This window comes from Candidatus Limousia pullorum (genome assembly GCF_057405065.1).
Map to the genome: position 1 here is coordinate 96,229 of NZ_CM171614.1, position 18,835 is coordinate 115,063.

Genomic DNA, 18,835 nt, shown 5'->3' on the forward strand with positions numbered 1-18,835 from the left:
TTTTCTTTGTAGAATTACGCTTGTTCAGTTTTTCTGAACTCAAATTATTTTCCTGCCTTTTCTGCTGCGTACTCAGGACGTGGTTTTTTGAGCACTGCAAGCAGCAGCATTGTTACAACGCTTCCTACAAGCCAAGATACAATGTACATAAGCGGATTGCCGACTGTTGCGAATACGAATATACCGCCGTGAGGAGCCATAAGTGTGCAGCCAAAGAGGGTTGAAAGGAAACCTGCTACTGCTGCGCCTGCTGCTGTTGCCGGAATTACGTGAATCGGGTCGGATGCTGCAAATGGGATTGCGCCTTCTGTGATGAATGATGCACCCATAAGATAGTTGGAAACTGTTGAGTTTCTCTCTGCCTTTGTAAATCTATTTGGGAAGAATGTAGTTGCAAGAGCAATACCTACCGGTGGTACCATACCTCCTACCATGATTGCTGCCATAATCATGTAATAATCGTTTGCAGCAGCTGCGTCTGCTGTTGCAGCCATACCGAGGCACATTGTACCGAATACATAAGCCGCCTTATTGATAGGACCACCCATATCTATAGCCATCATAGCTCCAAGGATAAGTCCAAGTACAACCATCATTCCTGCGCCGGATATTGCAAGAAGCATATTGCTGAGGGCTGTATTTATTATACCAATAATCGGGTTAAAGATAAAGTACATAAGTACGCCAATTGCAAAAATTCCTACAAGAGGATAAATAAGTGTAGGTTTAATACCTTCAAGTGACGGCGGGAACTTTGCGCAAAGCTTTTCAAGTCCCAAAACTATAAAGCCTGCGATAAATCCTGCTGCAAGACCTCCGAGGAAGCCTGAAACTGTGTTACCTGTATTTCCGAAAGCAAACTGAGCGATGAAGCCCTGGAAACCCTCTGCGCCTTCAAAGTTCATAACTGCGTTTCCGTTTGCTGCAATAAGTCCGCCTACAAAACCTGGAGCAAGTCCGGGACGGTCAGCGATTGAATATGCGATATAGCCTGCTAAAACCGGAACCATAAGTCCCATTGCAAGGCCGCCTACTGTCTTAAAGAATGCTGCAAGAGGTGTGATAGAACCGAAGCTTCCGGAAGCTGCGCCGCCGTAGCCGCAGATTGTATCAACAAGGAATGCAAGAGCTGTAAGAATACCGCCGCCTATAACGAAAGGAAGCATGTGGCTAACGCCGCTCATAAGGTGCTTGTAAATCTGGTGACCTACTCCGCCTTTTTCCTCTTCTTCTGCCTTTGCCTTGCTGCTGCCTGCCTCGTGGAAGATTTCACCTTCGCCGTTGTTGGCTCTTGTTACAAGCTCTTCCGCTTTATGAATACCGTCGGCAACCTTTACCTGAATAACCTTTTTGCCTTCAAAACGGGCTGTAGGAACCTTTGTATCGGTTGCAAGGATGATGCATTTTGCTTTTTTAATTTCTTCGGCTGTGAGAACATTTTTTGCTCCGCCTGAGCCGTCTGTTTCAACTTTTATTGCAACATTCAGCTTCTTTCCTGCCTGCTCCAAAGCCTCGGCAGCCATATATGTATGAGCGATACCTGTAGGACATGCGGTAACTGCCAATACTGCGTATCCGTCTGCGCTTTCCTCTTTAACCTCAGCCTTTTTATCGCTTTCGGCGTCGTCGATTATCTGAAGAAATTCCTTAACGGACTTTGCATTCATAAGGTTTGTTCTGAAATCGTCATCCATAAGAAGGATTGAAAGCTGTGCCAAAACGTCAAGATGAACATTGTCTTTTGTGTTTGGCGCCGCAATAAGGAAAAACAACTTTGCCGGTTCTCCGTCCGGTGTGTCATAATCACAGCCGGATGGTACTACCATTGCCGCAAGACCAGGTGCACTTACCGCTGATGTTTTCGCATGAGGAATTGCAACTCCTTCGCCCATGGCGGTTGTTCCTTCCTCTTCTCTTTTGATTACTGCCTGCTTGTAAACTTCTACATTGTTTACTTTGCCGGTTGCATCCATCAATGATACAAGCTTATCTATGGCTTGTTCTTTTGTGGAAACTTTCGCATTCAGGTCAATACCCTTAGGTGAGAGTAAATCTGTAATACGCATAACCATTCTCCTTTTCATTTTTCTATATATTGCAACAGCGTCACGCTGTTAAGATACAAAATCAAAGATTAAATTCATTGTAAATCTTCATTACATCCTCTTTGGTTGCAAGCCAATCCTTGAAAGCTGTGGCAGAACCTGTGCAAAGACCCATTTTCAAAGCCTCCATATAATCCCCTGTGTTGAGGTATCCTGCCATAAATCCGCTTACCATTGAGTCGCCTGCGCCAACGGAATTTACAACCTTGCCCTTAGGCGGCAAGCTCTGATATATATCTCCGTCTTCTGTTAAAAGCAGTGCGCCGTCTCCTGCCATTGAAACAAGCACGTTTCTCGCTCCCATTTCCTGGAGCTTCTTGGCATAGGTAACGATGTCCCCTGTGTTTGTAATCTTTACGCCAAACATTTCTCCCAGCTCGTGGTTGTTAGGCTTTATAAGGAAAGGATTGTACTGTAAAACATTCAAAAGCAAATCCTTTGTAGCGTCTACGGCAATCTTGATGTTTTTACCGACCATTCTTGCCATTATCTGCTGATAAATATCCTCAGGCAATGTGTTCGGGATACTTCCTGCAAGCACAAGCACGTCGCCCTCTTCTATTTTGTCAAGCTCGGAGAAAAGCTTATCTATATGTTCCTTGGAGATATTCGGGCCCTGGCCGTTTATATCTGTTTCTCTCTTTTCTTTCTCCTCGTTCGGGCATTTAAGCTTTACATTGATTCTGGTAAAGCCGTTATCAATAGGTATAAGCATTGTTTCGCAGCCGTACTGTCTGAGCATCTGCTCCAAAGCTTCGCCGGTAAATCCTGCTTTAAAGCCCAAAGCCTTTGTGGAAAAACCTAAGTTCTGCATAACTATGGAAACATTTACGCCTTTGCCGCCTGGGAAAATCTGCTCTCCTGCGGTTCTTACAACCTCTCCTTGATTCCAATCGTCAACTCTTACTATGTAGTCCAATGACGGATTAAATGTGACTGTATAAATCATACTGATCAACCTCCACAATTTCAGTTTTTAGTTTGAATTGTTTTTCTTCCAGTGTAGTTGTAATAATTCTTGCGTCCTCCGGCTGGCCAAATGTTACGGCTGTAACAATTCTGAATTTTGAAGAGTCAGCCAAAACGTAACACTGTTTGCATCTTGACATTGCCGCCGTTTTTGTACGGGCTTCATCCGGGTCAGGAGTTGTAAGTCCGTTTTCAAGACTTATGCCGTTCACTCCGAAAAAGCCTTTTGTAAAATTATAACGCATCAAATAGTCGTTGGCTTCTCCTCCGATAATAGCTTCCGTACATCCTCTTATTGTTCCCGGGATTACAAAAACTCTGCATCCCATTTGTCCTAACAGCTTTGCATGGCTTATGCCGTTTGTAACATAAATACAATCTTTATCTTTAATATTTGAAACCAAACATCCTGTTGTTGTTCCTGCATCTATATATATAAGCTCTCCCGGTTCAATCAAACTTGCCGCATATCGTCCGATTTTTTCTTTTTCTTCCATATGAAGAAGAGCTTTTTCATCAACCGTATCTTCTCTGGTTGTGTAATTGTTGATAAGGCTTGTAGCTCCGCCGTGAACCTTTTTAATTTTTCCCTTATCGTGAAGATAATTCAAATCACGTCTTATGGTTGACTCACTGCTTCCCAGCAATTTCACCAATTCTGTAACAGTTACTGCCTTTTTATCATTAACTATTCTGCATATTTCTTCGTGCCGTTCCTGTGTCAGCATAAAATCTCGCCTCCTTTGTACTTTGTTCTCCCTTGTTGTTGTATATATTTTAGCACGGTAAAATCTTCAAGTCAAGCAAGTTCGTTCAAAATCAGTTACAATCTTTCACCCGATTTTTTGTGCATATTTAATAAAAATATGTATCATTATCAAATAAAATAGCTATTTATCCATATTTATTTTTAATAAATACGACCTGTACTCCTTTATTTCGAGCGTATATGTCATTTTTTCGCATAAAATAATGATTGTTTTTGATTTTCATGACCGTTTTCAATGTTTCCGCCAATCATAACCGACGCAAATTTGCCTTTTTACTTCTGCAATATCATATACTTTTATTCCAGATAACTATTGCGTGTCAAACTAATAACTTTTTCTGTATAAAATATAATATTCGCCACTTTAAATATAAATAATTTTATTTTCTAAAAATTCAACTAATAATTAAACACTTTTAATCTCCTCACTTGAAAACGGTCAAAAATTTAATTTATCTTTCATTTTCAGTCACATCACCGTTACAAACAAAAAAGCAAGCGGATTTCTCCGCCTGCTCCGTAAAAAACTTATTAAATTTTAGAGTGGTTCGCTTGAAAACTCAATGGTTAAAACCTGGGCAATATCTACTCCGTCAAGATTTTCCGTACTCGGATAATCCTCCAGATTATATGAAAACTCATTTTTCTCTTCGTCCGCTAAAATCATATATACGGGTACTTCCTTGTCCAGCTCAAACTCCCAAAAATCATCAAGCTTTAAAACTGTGACGTTCTCAATATTTTCAGATAATGTTAAGGGTTTTGTTGTTGAACTAAAGTAATCACCTGATATTTTCAGAGAATAGTCCTTTTTTATTTCAATGGCGATTTCTCCGCTCATATGTGACGGGGCTGTTATGCCTGCTCCGGAATCCCAAACATTTTTCCATCCGCTTCCGTCAAAGGAATAGGCTTCTATATATATAACTTTCGCTTCCTGAGGTACATTGTATACATAAATATCCTCTTTTGTATCAAGTCCCAAAATATCAAACATCTTTGCGCTAAATGACACATAATCATCGGGAACTATTCCAAAGGATTTTAAGGTTCCTCTCTCTACCACCGGTTCTGTTTTTCCGCTTGTTTCAGAGGTAATTTCATTTGTAGTTTCTTCAGTTTCCTTTTTCGTATCTTCATCTGAACAGCCTGCAAAAACAGATATAAACAAGCATATGCAAAACACTAATGAAAGTATCTTTTTATTCATAGCTGACACCTCTTTTCTCTGATATCAGAGCGTTTCGTCCATAAACTCAAAGGTCACAGCTCGAACCAAATCTATTCCCTCAAAGTTTGACGTATCGGAAAATTCGCTAAGTTCAATGGGTACACCGGCTGTATCGCTGTCGTTTATATATATGGCAACCGGTATTTCCTTGTTTAGTTCTATATTCTGAAAATCATTGATAACAATTTTTTGACTGCGAATATACTCGTTTTCGTCATCAATCTTTTCACTTTTTGAAGATGTGAAGCCTGCGGACAACTCCAAAACATAATTGTCCTTTTCCATAATTGAAATTGTTCCCTGCTTATTGTCATCTGCAATCACAAAAGCAAGATTTCCTGTTTCGTCCCATTGACCGTCATTGAGGTTGTATACTCTTACCATGAGCATTTTTGAATTCTCTGTGGCGTTGTAGGAAACAAGCAATGCATCCTTTTTGATATTCATAACATTTAGAATATACTCCTCGCCATCGGAAAGGTCATATGGGGCAATGCCCTCTTTTTCAAGGTATTTAGCACCCTGAGCCGCTGTGTCATTGTCCGTTGTTTTCTCCGTATTTGAGCATCCGGCAAAAGCCAGCACACAAACACAGAGCATAACCGCAATTATCTTTTTCATTGTCCATACCTCCTTTACTTAGCTTTTCTTTCCCTAAATTTTATAAAGGGAATCTTTTCCCCTGCCTGTACAGCTCCAAAATCTGCTCAAGCTGGGCAATTTTTTCTTTTATTATAACTCCCGTGTCCGTGTCGCCTACCATTACCCTCTTTTTCTCTGTTTCAAATATTTCAGACTGGGATTCTATATCCTCGTTGTCGTTTAAAACCTTTTCTATACTGCTGAACGGCTGGTGCGACATCAGTCTAAGACCGTGGGAATTAAATATCAATGTATATCCCGCAATGCCGGTGGTTTTCTGATAAGCCTTGCAGAAACCTCCGTCAATTACAATAAGCCTGCCGTTGGCTTTTATAGGGCTTTCGCCCTTTGAAACCTTTATAGGCGTATGTCCGTTGATTATGTGGCAGTTTTCTCCGAAAAGTCCGAACTCCCTCAAAATCATTTTGCAGACCGCCTCTTCCTTATAAAACTCGTAATAAGGGTTGCGTGGTTCTTCCCATGCTGTTTTGTCGTTTAAAAACATTCTCTGGAAGGTTTTTATTCTTCTTCCAGAAAGGGGGGATTTCTCTCCGCACCACAGATACCACATGAAATCCACTGCATTTTCATCATCTTTCTGTAAAAACGCTCTTCTTGCGGCTCTGTCTGCGTAATCCATATAGGATTTTCCCCAGTATCTTCCGCCTTCCAGCTCTATGCTGTCAAAGTTTCCGTCGCTGTCAATTGGTATACAGCCGTGGTAAAGAAGATTTCCGTTACAGCAGCGGTACATGCTTCCCTTTTTATACAAAAATTCAATATGACGGTTCAGTCTTTCGCTTTCGGTAAATGACTGCTTCAAATCCTCTATTATTTCTTTTTCCTCTTCTGTAAGCTCGTAAGGATTTTCAAAATCAAGCGTTGGGAAAAACGTGTCGTTAAGCTCGTAAATTTTTCCGTCAATCTCTATTGTTCCGGAATTTAAGTTCATCTTATGAAGCAAAAGCTGTTCATCCATACAGTATTCCGGATGATTCATAATTATATTTCCCTCAAGCTTAAAGAGGATAACGGAAATCGCCTTTCTTGCGGCACTGTTTACATCTCCCGGGTAAGTATGCTCCGCAAAGAGATACAAGGGTCGCAAACTTATTCCGTAGCCGCTTTCAAGCACCTGGGTGTTTCCATAGGAAAGACTGTTTCTCACTACAGTTGCGATACAGGCTTTGTTTCCTGCCGCCGCTCCCATCCACAGTATGTCATGGTTTCCCCATTCTATATCCACATTGTGGTACTTGAAAAGCATATCAAGAATACTGTCAGGTCTTGGGCCTCTGTCGAAAACATCTCCTACTATGTGCAAAAGGTCAACAGCCAGCCTTTTTATAAGGTCTGACAAAGCGCATATAAATGAATCGCCGCTTCCCACACGGATAAGTGTGTCTATTATCTTCTGATGATACAAAAGCTGGTTGTTGTCCTCATCAGGCTGGGCATGCAAAAGCTCGTCGATTATATAGCTGTAGGACTGAGGCATTGCCTTTCTCACCTTGGAACGTGTATACTTTGAGGACAAAAGTTTTGCCAAATCTGTAAGCTCCTGCAATGTTGTCTGATACCATCCGTCGGAAATTTTTCCGCTTTCATGAAGCTGTGAAAGCTTCTGTTCCGGATAGTAGATAAGTGTGCAAAGCTCGTTTCTCTCAAAGGAACTCAGGGTATTTTCAAAAAGCATATTTACCTTTTCTCTGATAACCCCCGAACAGTTGTTGAGTATCTGAGTAAATGCTTCGTACTCACCGTGTAGATCGCTCATAAAATGCTCTGTGCCTTTGGGTAGGTTCATTATAGCCTGTAAATTTATTATTTCTGTCCACACATTCTGCATGGACGGGTATTTCTCCGCCAAAAGATTTAAATAATATCTTTTTTCCGGTGACCATTCCTTTTCCATATTTATCACCTTCCTATATAAGTATTATAAATATTTCCAGGAATAGCTGTCAAGAGTTCCGCCAAAAGATTAAGAAATTTTTAATAATTATTTATAAAATAAGCTCTTTTACATAAGCAATATATATGGATTCTTATTTTTGTCCAGCTTTTCAAGATAGCTCAGCACACTGCTTTCCGGCACAGCTACACATCCTGCAGTGGGCGCAGTTCCGCAGTGGAAAAATATTGCAGAGCCTTTTCCCGGAACAATAGGGTCCATATTAAAGTTTACAACAAATCCGTATTTATAGCTTTGTGAATAGCTTATCATATGTTCGGCACTGTTCCAGTCCTTATTTTCCGTTCCCTCTACCTTTTGATTGTAGTACACAGATTGTGGGTCATCCACCCAGTAGGTGTTTTCCGTTACCTGAAAGCTGTTTAGCCCTGTTTCAGGTTCCTCACCTATGTAAAAAGCCTCTCCAACTGAAAAAAGTCCATAAGGAGTTTTTCCATCTCCCTCCTGGGATTTCTCGTCAACTCCGTTTACACCTACCCATCCGGAAACAGTAAGTCCTGTGTCCTGCCACAATCCGCTGTCCTGTTTTTCATAAAATGACACAACCGCTTCGTTTCCCGAGGATTCCACCACCACAAGCTGGCGGCAATCCACCATGTTGATATCAATTCCGCACTTGCTCATAAGTCTTATAAACTCCTCAGGCTGAGAAACCTGCTGTACTTCCGTGCTTTCCGCTGTTTCCGATGATGTTTCCTCTGAAGATATCTCCTCTGTTTCCGGCTCCGTTGTTTCCTCTTCGGTTGTGGATGTTTCGGTTGTAAGCTCCTCTGTTGTAACTTTAGCTTCGCTTGTGTCAGCGGTTGGCGCAGATGTGAAATCATCGTCATATTTTGGAGAAAATACAACTATAAGAGTTATCAAAACCACTATAAAACAAGCGGCAAATACGGAAATCAACTTTATTTTTTCTTTCTTACTCATTTCTGCTCCTCATTTTTGAATAATCAATTATTTTTACTTAATTTTATCACATAAAAATATAAATTACAATTAAAAAGCGGACAGCATTCCTTTCTCCTTACTATCCGCTAATAAAATTTATATAATGTATTATAGATTTATCATTCAATATAATCATAATAATTTAAATCTGTTTTTATCAAAATCAATTATCCCCTCGGATTTAAGCTTGCTCAGCTCCAGGGACATGGCGCTTCTCTCCACTGAAAGATAGTCTGCAAGCTGCTGTCTGTTAAAGGGTATTTCAAATTGTGATTTTCCGGACTTTTGAGCCTGGGACGACAAATAGGACATTAGCTTTTCCCTTGTCTTTCTCTGTCCCATATGGGTGAGCTTTTCATTTAAACGCAGATTTTTTTCTGCCAAATCTGAAAGGAGATTTCTTATCATTCTGCTGTGATGAGGGCAGGCGGTGGGACAGGTGGTAAGTATTCTTCCGACGCTGAGCCAAAGCACCTCACTTTCCTTTTCAGCAAAAACGCTGACATTTAAAACCGAGCCCGGCGAGCAGGCAAAAGCCTCGCCGAAAATATGACCAGGCAAAATCTCCGAAAGGATATTTCTATTTCCCCAGAAATCCTCCTGAACTATCATTCCTTTTCCCGATAACAGCAAACCCACAGCTTCCAGCTTATCGCCTATCTGTAAAATACAGCTTCCTTTTTCATAGCTTTCTTTTTTGCCCTGTAAACAGTTGAGCATTGCTTTTATTTCCTCTGATGATATATCGGCAAAGATTGGACATCTCTTAATAGCTTCAAAATATTTTTCCATTTTAAAAAATCTCCTTTGTTGGAATTACAACAGACTTTATTTTTTGATTGTACTATAATTCAGTCATAAACTCAACAGAAAATTGAAGACTAAACAGGAGGCAGATTACTATGATTAGAAGAATAATAAATATAGATGAAGAAAAATGCAACGGATGCGGAGCCTGCGCCAAGGCTTGTCACGAAGGTGCTATCGGCATGGTAAACGGAAAGGCAAAGCTTTTGCGTGACGATTACTGCGACGGTTTGGGCGACTGTCTGCCCACCTGTCCCACAGGAGCAATAACCTTTGTAGAACGTGAAGCCGCCGCATATGATGAACAGGCTGTAAAAGCCAATATGGAAAAGAAAGCACAAAAGGCAAAAATTCCCTGCGGATGTCCCGGCAGTCAGGCAAAAGCTTTTAACAGAGAAAATATTTCCGAAACAGAAAGCTTTTCTGCAAAAACTGTACCTGTCAGCAGACTTCAGCAGTGGCCTGTACAGATAAAGCTTGCGCCAATAAACGCACCTTATTTCAGCGGAGCAAAGCTTCTTATTGCCGCAGACTGCACCGCTTATGCATATGCAAACTTCCACGAGGAATTTATAAAAGGAAAAATCACATTGATAGGATGTCCGAAGCTTGACGCAGTTGACTATTCTGAAAAGCTTACACAGATTATTGCAAACAACGACATAAGAAGCGTCACAGTTGTGAGAATGGAGGTTCCCTGCTGCGGAGGAATTGAGCACGCCGCAGTCACCGCTTTAAAGAACAGCGGAAAGTTTATCCCATGGCAGGTTGTCACAATCTCAACAGACGGAAGAATACTGGACATATAACAGGAGGAAATTATGAGCTATATTAAAAATATCAATCACGAAGAGGTTTTGAGTCTTGCAAAGGAAATATCTGCCCAGCCCGGACAGATTGTCAGCAAAACTCTTGCACAAAATAATTTTGTAAGCCTAACACTTTTCGCATTTTCAAAGGGTGAAGAGATAAGCACCCACGAGTCAAAGGGCGACGCAATGGTAACTGTTTTGGAGGGACAGGGAAAATTCACCGTTGACGGCAAGGAATACTTTGTTTCATCAGGCGAAACACTGGTTATGCCGGCACAAAAACCACATGCGGTTTTTTCACAAGAAGATTTTAAAATGCTTTTAACTGTAATATTTCCCGTAGAAAAGTAAAAAATATCAACATATCAACTAGAAAAAGGAGAACAATCATGACTAATAAAATGTTTTGCTTTCAGTGTGAACAAACAGCCGGATGTACAGGCTGCAAAGGCTCTGCAGGTGTCTGCGGAAAATCAGCTCCTGTTGCAAATCTTCAGGACGATTTAACAGCCGCTCTTATAGGTCTTGCCAAAGCCTGCATGAACAACGGAAAAACAGAAAATTCCGACAGGCTTATTTTAGAGGGACTTTTCACAACAGTAACAAATGTAAGCTTTAACGAAAAAACACTTAATGACCTTATCAATCAGGTTCACAATGAGAAAAACCTTGCCGCTCCGGGCTGTGCCGGCTGCGCTTCACGCTGTGCAAGCACAGAGGACTATCCTCTTTCAAATATATGGAACGCAGACGAGGACATCCGTTCTCTTAAATCACTTATCCTCTTCGGAATAAGAGGTATGGCGGCATACGCTTATCACGCCTATGTTTTAGGCTTTACCAGTGAAAAGGTAAATAACTTCTTCTACAAGGCTCTGTTCAGTCTTTCCCAGGACTACGGTATGGATGAGCTTCTCCCAATAGTTATGGAAACCGGTGAAGTAAACCTTGAGTGCATGGAACTTTTGGACAAGGCAAACACAGAAAGCTTTGGAACTCCTGTTCCCACATCTGTTCCTCTCACCGTTGAAAAGGGTCCGTTTATTGTAATTTCAGGTCACGACCTTTACGACCTTAAAAAGCTTTTGGAGCAAACCGAAGGCAAGGGCGTAAACATCTACACCCACGGCGAGATGCTCCCTGCCCACGCTTACCCTCTCCTCAAAAAGTACAGCCACTTAAAGGGAAACTTCGGCACAGCATGGCAGAACCAGCAAAAGGAGTTTGACAACATTCCGGCTCCTGTGCTTTTCACAACCAACTGCCTCATGCCTGTTAAGGACAGCTACAAGGACAGAGTTTTCACAACAGAGGTTGTTTCATATCCTGAGCTTGTACACATCGGCGAGGACAAGGACTTTACACCTGTAATTGAAAAAGCCCTTGAGCTTGGCGGATATACACAGGACAGAGAGTTTACCGGAATAAACGGCGGCAACACAGTTATGACCGGTTTCGGCCACGGAACAGTTTTATCTGTTGCCGACAAGGTTATCGAGGCAGTAAAAGCAGGAAAAATAAAGCACTTCTTCCTTGTGGGAGGCTGTGACGGAGCAAAGACAGGACGCAATTACTACACAGATTTTGTAAAGAACACACCTGCGGACACAGTAGTTCTCACCTTGGCCTGCGGTAAATACAGATTTAACGACCTTGACCTCGGCACAATAGAGGGGCTTCCACGCATTATGGATATGGGACAGTGCAACGACGCCTACAGCGCAATCAAGGTAGCAATTGCCCTTGCAGAAGCCTTTAACTGTGGTGTAAACGAACTTCCTCTCTCACTTGTTCTTTCATGGTACGAGCAGAAGGCTGTATGTATTCTTCTCACACTGCTTTATCTTGGAATTAAAAACATCCGCTTAGGCCCGACACTTCCGGCCTTTGTTTCACCAAATGTTTTGAACTTCCTTGTAGAAAACTACAACATCGCCCCTATAACCACACCTGAGGAAGATTTAAAAGCTATTTTAAATAAGTAATATAAAAAGCCGGTTCTCTCTGCATTACACAGATTGAACCGGCTTGATTTATCTTTTGTTAAAACAGGGATGCTGGGAAAAGATTTCCGCCTTTTTTAGCGTCACTCCGTTTGGGTCTATAGTTCCGCTTATCTGAATCCACTGTCCGGGAAGCTCTGCAAGAACTGCAGGAATTGTATAGAAGAAACGGCGATTTTTGCGTTCCTTTCCTTTTGACACACGGAGCTTCCAGCTCTGAAACACGCAGTGTCTGCGAATATCGTTTGACTTCATAATAAAACGGCATACGCCGTAACCGATTACATCATTCTGGTAATCGCAGGGAACATGGGATACGGCATAAAAATTGTTAGAGAGTGTGATTTCACAGGATACAGCATTATAATTCATTTTCATAAACATTTACCTCCGATAAGTATTTTCATTTTGCATTTTCTTTCGGTTATAGGGTACCGTCCCGCACTGTATTCAGCGGCAATGCGTCCCTGTGGAAAAACTCTGAGCCGTTTCCACCCGGCTGAGAAAATTCAGCCAAGACGCAAAAAACTGCGCCCTGTTGCCGGAGCGCAGTGTAAAACCTAAAAAATGACGCACTGACCCGGCTACTGAATAACTTCTTAGCCAACTCAATGCAATTTTGAAAATACTATACGTAAACTTCACTTGGTAAATGTTTACGTTATTATTATACTACTTTATATTTAAAAGTCAATATAAATTTTTAATAACATAAAAACACAAAACACCAATGGCGGTTACTTTTCAGTAACCGCCATTGATTGTTAGAAAAAGGAGTTATAATTAGAACTAAAAGTAGTTTTTTAAGCTTTTATAGCGAGCTGTATCAGAGTTGCATCAATAATATTGATTACACCGTCATCATTCATATCTGCAAGTGTCTGATCAAAGTTATCAGGATTAAGCTCTACCAGGAACTGCTGTATCAATGTGGCATCATCGATGTTAAGAGTTCCGTCGTGGTTTACGTCGCCCTTTGCATATTCTTTATCGGTAACTGTAACTGTAACAGTAACTGTGTATCCGCCCTCAACAGTTGTTCCTGTGATTGTTGTAGTTCCCTTTGCAACTGCAACGAGCTTTCCTGTCTGGTCTACAGAAACTATATCGTTTTCATCTGTATTCCATACAACCTGCTTGTTGTTTGCCTCTACTGGCTGAATTGTTGGATTAAGTGTAAGTGTATCGCCTACGCTCATTTCGATTTCTTTATTCTCTATATCTATACCTGTAACCTCTGTAACCTCATCGGTGAGATATACTTTGAAGTTATCAAGTACGGAGCTGCGCTCAATACGTGCGATATAGTCATTTTTGTCACCTGTTGTAAATGTATACTTGTGATGTCCTGCGCTGTAGGATTCTTCAAGAACCTTATCGTTTCCGTCTGCTTCGGACTGAATGTATACTTTACCGTCGCCGAGAGTATCAAACTCAACTGTATATGTTGTGTTAGGCTCGAGACGCATTGTTGCCGGGCTTGTACGTACTGTTACGTCGCCCTGACCATAATGACCGTACAATTTAAGTGACCAATCACCTGTGATTGTATCGTTTGTATATGGTCTGTGTGTTTCTGAAAGGTGAGGAACACCGTCTGCGGAACGCTCAGGATTGAATATGCCATAAGCGCCCTGCTCAACATACTCGAATGTTTCATTTGCAACATAACCCTCTGGGAGATCGGGCTCTGCTGTCTTTACAATACGAGTTTCCATAAATGTGGTCTTTCCGTCTGCGCTTTCGCATGCGTCACCGGAAAGTGTAACTGTTGCTGTGTAGCTTTCTGCAACAAAGTCAACCCACATTCTCTGCATGTTCTTGCCCTTAACATAGCTGTCAAAGTACTGGTTGGTCATTCCTACCTTTTCAAGATAGTTTTCATATGTGTTTGTTCCTGTGTCAACTGTAAGACGTGCAGTTTTGCCGTTCTCTGCTCCTGCATGAACTACAACTCTGTATTTCTGTCCAGGAACAAGGCCTTCCATTGTCTGGCTAACCTGACCCTCTTCAGAGCCCTTGATGTTAAGGATAGAAACGCCGTTTCCGTCGTCCTCGTAGTAGATATCAGCGTCTCCGCTGTTCTGCCAGATTGAGAAATCACGGCTGTTAAATCCTGTGTCTTTAAGAGGACTGCCAACGCTCCACTCTGTTACGTCAGCTTCCTGTGGTTCCTTATAAAGAACATAAGGTGTCTTTGCCTGAGCGTCTATTGTAACCTGACCGTTTTCAACCTTTATAGGTGTTTCATCTGTTTTACCAGTCTGAGTTGTTCTGTAAAGGTAAACTGTTGTTACATCGCTCCATGAGTCCGGAAGATCCCATGTTGTCTTGCCGCCGTTTGAATTCCAGTGATAAATCTTTGCTGCCTCGTCCGGGTTGCGGTCAACACTTGTATCCTCGTCGTACCAAGGAATAAAGATTTTACCGTTACCGTCTGTAAGCTTTTTGCCGTCCTTTGTGATTGTGTAATTTCCTGATGTAATATTGTCTGAGAAATAACCTACTCCGTCAGCTACACGCTGTACCTCATGGCACATAAGGTATTTCTGTGGAAGCTGGTTAGTATAGAACTGCTCAACAAGAGTATTGATATTGTTGTTGTGCTGCCATGACATCATGGAAGCTGCACGGCTGTAGCCGCCCCAGTAAATTGAGCTTCCCGGATAAATGTCTTTCTGTGAGTTGTATGTAAACTGATGAATCTGGCTGTTGTTAGCAGTTGAATGTACCCAAGCACCGAAACGCATAAAGTCAGCAGCATTCTCGTTTACAAACATTTCTGCGCCGTGGTCAAGAAGTGTACCGATGAGCTTCTTCTCGCCCCAACGGTCTTCGCCCCAGCAGTCAACATATATGAAATCCAAATCAGGAACCTGCTCAAAGAGTCCGTCCATTTCTGAATCGAAGCCGCCTGTCAGCATAAATACATAACGTCGGATAGCTTTTGCCTGATCCATCCAGTGCCATGTAAGCAAATCGCTCATTACATAATCATCATACATCTTAGCTTCCGGATAAGCTTCGTGAACGTTAATGTGAATACCTAAGTTAGAATTTATTTTGTCTGCTTCAGCAATAGCAATTGCAAAATCCTCTGCTCCGCCTGCACGCTCATTTATATCTGAATAGTCAGCATGGCCAGAGTCATGTCCTTCGTTTGCATAGCCCTTGAAGATAAGCTGCTGACTGAATCCGTCAATATAGTTTGAAAGACGCTTCATGTTGTCGGCAACCTTGAGGAATGGCTGCTGTACGCCGCTGGCGAAGTTATAACCAACATGGAAGAAGCTTCTTGCTGCGTCATCACTGCCAGGAACCATATTCTTTGTAAGCTTTCTAAGTGCATTTGCGCCGTCCTGCCAGTTAGCAATACCATCGCCGTTGTTGTCCTCTGTGATAACTATACGGCAGTACAAATCATTTTCATCAGGCTCTGATGGGAACGGAAGAATCTTTTCTCCGTCAACGCCTCTGTACATGAAGTCCTGATTCCAAACACCTACTGACTCTTCGCCGTTTGGAAGCTCAAAACCACGGTAAATAAACTCTTCACCGCCAAGATAGCAGTTGTTAAACATTGAAGCTGAAAGTCCGTCTGCTGAAATATATGGAGTGTTTACAGAGAATGGAGCTACTGTAGAAACATTTTTATCTCCGATTGTTTCGTGAAGGTCAACAATGCTTCTGCTGTTTTCATTTACCCAAGCAGCGTCAAGAGATGCGTCAGCCTGAGCACTGTTTGCAGAAATCAAAGGCTGAACCGGGAAGCCGATTGAATTTACTGTAACATTGCTTTCATCAATATTCTTGATAAGCATTTCAACAATCTGTTCTTCCTTAACTGTAAATACTACATCAAATGGCACGTCAATACCCTGAGGTGTAACGTGGTAAGTTATAGAATTCTCTGTCTGCTCTGTGATTTCAGCTGTTGCTTTATAATCTGTTGTATTGATTGTTACATAGTTATAGCGAAGCTCTGCGCCGTTCATGACTTTTCCGTTGAGAGTATAGTCAATAACGTGCGGGAAGTCGCTGTCAAGGCGCACTGACAATCCGTCGTTTTCGATTGTTACAGGTTCACGCTCACCCTCTGCCTCCTGATAAGGAACAACCTCACGGAATACAACTTTCTTGAGCAAAAGATCGCCCTGGTCGCCTACAAATATACCCATTCCGCCTACGCCCGGCTCTGACTGGGTCATCTTTGCTGTGTGTGCAAACTGGTCATCAAGCCAAATTGTCATGGAATTATCTACATAACGGATTTTTACTTTTATATCTATTATGCCGTTACGGCTCATATTTCTGCCGCCGTCCCAAACTATACGGGTTGCGCTTCCGTTACTCATGAAATCCCAAAGGCCTTCTGCATTGAGAGTATCGTTGCTGACAACACCCTGCCAGTTGCCTAATATATCATCTGTACGGAATACTGCACCTGCGTCGTAACCTTTCGGGTCCTGCAAAATATCAAATGTCATTTCAATTTCACCGTTTGCAGCGATTGGTGCAAGCTCGTTTACAAGGAGATTGTTTCCTTTAATATGAAGTGCTTTTCCGTCCTCTGTCATCTCAAAGGTTCCGTCGCCCTCCATTTTCTTCCACATGTCCATACCCTGGTCAGGAGTCCATGTGTATTCCTGGGCATTATCAGGGTCAAACTTCATAACCCATAATGCAACATTACTGCCCATAGCAAACTCTGCCTGAAGTCTGAAGTTTCCTGACTGTGTGGCTACGTATTCCTTCTTAAGAGTAAATACATTGCCTTCAACTGTGTAGTCCTTGCCGTTTTCAAGAACTGTATCACCGTTTTTAATTGTCTTAATAGAGTCACCTGTACCAAAGGATACATTTGTTGTTACATCAGTTTTTCCCCAGTCGTCTTTATTAACCTGAAGAATACCGTTTTCAAACTTAGATGTGATAATCTCTGTGCGCTTTATATTATCAAGTGTGATAGTTTTTCCGCCACGCCAAATACGGAAACCATATGTACCCTTTTCAAGTCCTATTGGGCTGTCAAATTCTGTAAGTTTTTTCTCTTCGCCGTCAACTGTAAGATAAACTGTAATATGGTTGCCTATTGTTTCTATACGGAAATGATAGGTTTTGTTGTACTCAAATGAAATACCCAGCTTATTGTCTATACCTGCATAGCTTTCGCTTCCGTTAAGACGACCTGTACGTTCAAGTCCTGTGCCCTGAGTTATAGCAAAGCCCTCATAGTTTGCACCGTCATATCCTCTTACAACAGGGGCAGTAGTTATCCATGTACCGTCATTAGGATTAGTAAATGTAAGGTCATATTCCAGTATACTATCCTGATACTGTGGAGCACTCTCATTAAGAATAACCAATCCCTGCTCACCTGTATCTGTAATAAGCTTATCGTAGTCAATAACTACTTTGCTTCCGCCGTTTAATACATTTATCCAGCCTTCCTGGCTTTCAAAAGGTTCTGTAGCATTATGACGATAGAATTTCCATCCGCCGTCATCCTCGCCTTGACGAATAAGCTTAAATGTATCTTTATCACCCTGTTCAAAATTAACTGTAAGAGTAACCTCACTTACTGTTCCCAAATTTTTCATATAGTCAGGTGTGATATTGATAATTCCATCAGCTATGCTGTAGTGGCTTCCCGGAGTCAAATCCATTGTTCCGTCATTTATTGATGCCACATTGTCGCCCTCTTTAAGATCAACCGGAATATCAACGCTTGCAGTTGTCCACTGTGAATCCATAATCTTGGCTTCGTTTTCAAGCAAGTATGACTTTGAAAAATCTTTTCTTACGATATTGTCAACAGTAATTGTTTTTGCTCCTCTCCAAATACGGAAACCGTATCCGCCTTCCTGTACTGATGAAGAAGATGTAAAGGAAGTGAGCTTCTTTTGCTCAGCACCATTTCCTACATATACTGTTATAGTATCGTTATAGGTTTCAATTCTTACATGGTGTGTTTTACCTGTTTCAAAATTGTAACCGGCAAGATTATCAACATTAGCCCATCCCTCTTGACCGTTTGTGGCTGCGCTATGCTGAATTTTTTCCGGTGTATCAACTGCAAATCCATCGCAGTTCAGCACGTTGTCTGTAATATCAAAACGTGAGAAGAATCCAACATTGAAAAAGTCAGGCCACTTTTCGGACTCCTGAGTAATGTCGAATTCTAATATGCTGTTTTTATAAGGCTCTGCTTCAGAGTCGTACAAAACTATGCTTGTGCTGTCTCCTCCGTCAGTTCTGTCAGCTATAACTTTTTCAAAATCAAGGACAAATCCGTTTCCGTCCTCGTCTGGTGTTATCCAGCCGTCCTGAGCTTCTACAGGAGCTCCTGTAGGCCATTCAGCAAATTTCCATTTGCCGGTATCTGCCGCAGCTGCCGATGATATACCGGCAGGGATTATTCCTACAAGCATAATAACCGACAACAGAACAGCGAGACCTCTGTTTACTATTCGTTTCATTTTTATTAACCTCCAATACAACAAAATACTTCTTTTCCTTTTTTAATCAAATAAATTTCTTCTTGTTTTAAATCTCCTCCTTTTTACAGTCTGCATAA

At 41.6% G+C, this 18,835-nt stretch carries 13 protein-coding genes; 3 read left to right on the top strand and 10 right to left on the bottom strand.

All coding sequences use genetic code 11. The annotated features are described in order from the left end of the window. Positions 1-44: 44 nt before the first annotated feature. The 8 genes from CGICJO_RS00395 to CGICJO_RS00430 all read right to left on the bottom strand — a co-directional run bounded on the left by CGICJO_RS00395 (position 45) and on the right by CGICJO_RS00430 (position 9,428). Positions 45-2,066, bottom strand: a complete 2,022-nt coding sequence (locus tag CGICJO_RS00395) for a PTS fructose transporter subunit IIABC (RefSeq protein ID WP_486499228.1) — start codon at positions 2,064-2,066, stop codon at positions 45-47. A gap of 61 nt (positions 2,067-2,127) precedes the next feature. Beyond that, positions 2,128-3,054 (bottom strand): 1-phosphofructokinase, encoded by a 927-nt coding sequence (gene pfkB, locus CGICJO_RS00400; RefSeq protein ID WP_087379387.1) that lies wholly within the window; start codon positions 3,052-3,054, stop codon positions 2,128-2,130. Next, entirely contained in the window at positions 3,032-3,802 is a 771-nt protein-coding gene (locus CGICJO_RS00405) for a DeoR/GlpR family DNA-binding transcription regulator (RefSeq protein ID WP_087379384.1), read from the bottom strand. The genes pfkB and CGICJO_RS00405 overlap by 23 nt, the downstream gene beginning before the upstream one ends. Positions 3,803-4,381: 579 nt before the next feature. Beyond that, on the bottom strand, positions 4,382-5,053 hold the full coding sequence (locus CGICJO_RS00410) for a hypothetical protein (protein ID WP_486499229.1): 672 nt from the start codon (positions 5,051-5,053) through the stop codon (positions 4,382-4,384). 24 nt (positions 5,054-5,077) lie between these two features. Continuing rightward, positions 5,078-5,695, bottom strand: a complete 618-nt coding sequence (locus tag CGICJO_RS00415) for a hypothetical protein (protein WP_486499230.1) — start codon at positions 5,693-5,695, stop codon at positions 5,078-5,080. Positions 5,696-5,735: 40 nt separating this feature from the next. Beyond that, entirely contained in the window at positions 5,736-7,631 is a 1,896-nt protein-coding gene (locus CGICJO_RS00420) for a fructose-1,6-bisphosphatase (protein WP_486499231.1), read from the bottom strand. Between the two features lie 108 nt (positions 7,632-7,739). After that, the gene (locus CGICJO_RS00425) at positions 7,740-8,615 is read right to left on the bottom strand and encodes a L,D-transpeptidase family protein (RefSeq protein WP_486499232.1); all 876 of its coding nucleotides are present in this window, start codon (positions 8,613-8,615) and stop codon (positions 7,740-7,742) included. Positions 8,616-8,768: 153 nt separating this feature from the next. Further along, on the bottom strand, positions 8,769-9,428 hold the full coding sequence (locus CGICJO_RS00430; RefSeq protein ID WP_486499233.1) for a Crp/Fnr family transcriptional regulator: 660 nt from the start codon (positions 9,426-9,428) through the stop codon (positions 8,769-8,771). 110 nt (positions 9,429-9,538) lie between these two features. On the opposite strand from CGICJO_RS00430, the gene CGICJO_RS00435 reads away from it, so the two are divergent. The 3 genes from CGICJO_RS00435 to hcp are packed head-to-tail and all read left to right on the top strand — an operon-like array spanning position 9,539 to position 12,240. Beyond that, positions 9,539-10,252: a 4Fe-4S dicluster domain-containing protein gene (locus CGICJO_RS00435; RefSeq protein ID WP_087379366.1), complete on the top strand. Its 714-nt coding sequence runs from the start codon at positions 9,539-9,541 to the stop codon at positions 10,250-10,252. Between the two features lie 12 nt (positions 10,253-10,264). Continuing rightward, positions 10,265-10,606, top strand: coding sequence for a cupin domain-containing protein (locus tag CGICJO_RS00440; RefSeq protein ID WP_486499234.1), 342 nt, complete (start codon positions 10,265-10,267; stop codon positions 10,604-10,606). A gap of 38 nt (positions 10,607-10,644) precedes the next feature. Continuing rightward, positions 10,645-12,240, top strand: coding sequence for a hydroxylamine reductase (gene hcp / locus CGICJO_RS00445; RefSeq protein WP_486499235.1), 1,596 nt, complete (start codon positions 10,645-10,647; stop codon positions 12,238-12,240). A gap of 48 nt (positions 12,241-12,288) precedes the next feature. Here the strand turns inward: hcp and CGICJO_RS00450 are convergent, their stop codons facing one another. Continuing rightward, positions 12,289-12,636, bottom strand: coding sequence for a hypothetical protein (locus tag CGICJO_RS00450; protein ID WP_486499236.1), 348 nt, complete (start codon positions 12,634-12,636; stop codon positions 12,289-12,291). A gap of 425 nt (positions 12,637-13,061) precedes the next feature. Further along, positions 13,062-18,737: an endo-alpha-N-acetylgalactosaminidase family protein gene (locus CGICJO_RS00455; RefSeq protein ID WP_486499237.1), complete on the bottom strand. Its 5,676-nt coding sequence runs from the start codon at positions 18,735-18,737 to the stop codon at positions 13,062-13,064. Between the last annotated feature and the right edge of the window lie 98 nt (positions 18,738-18,835).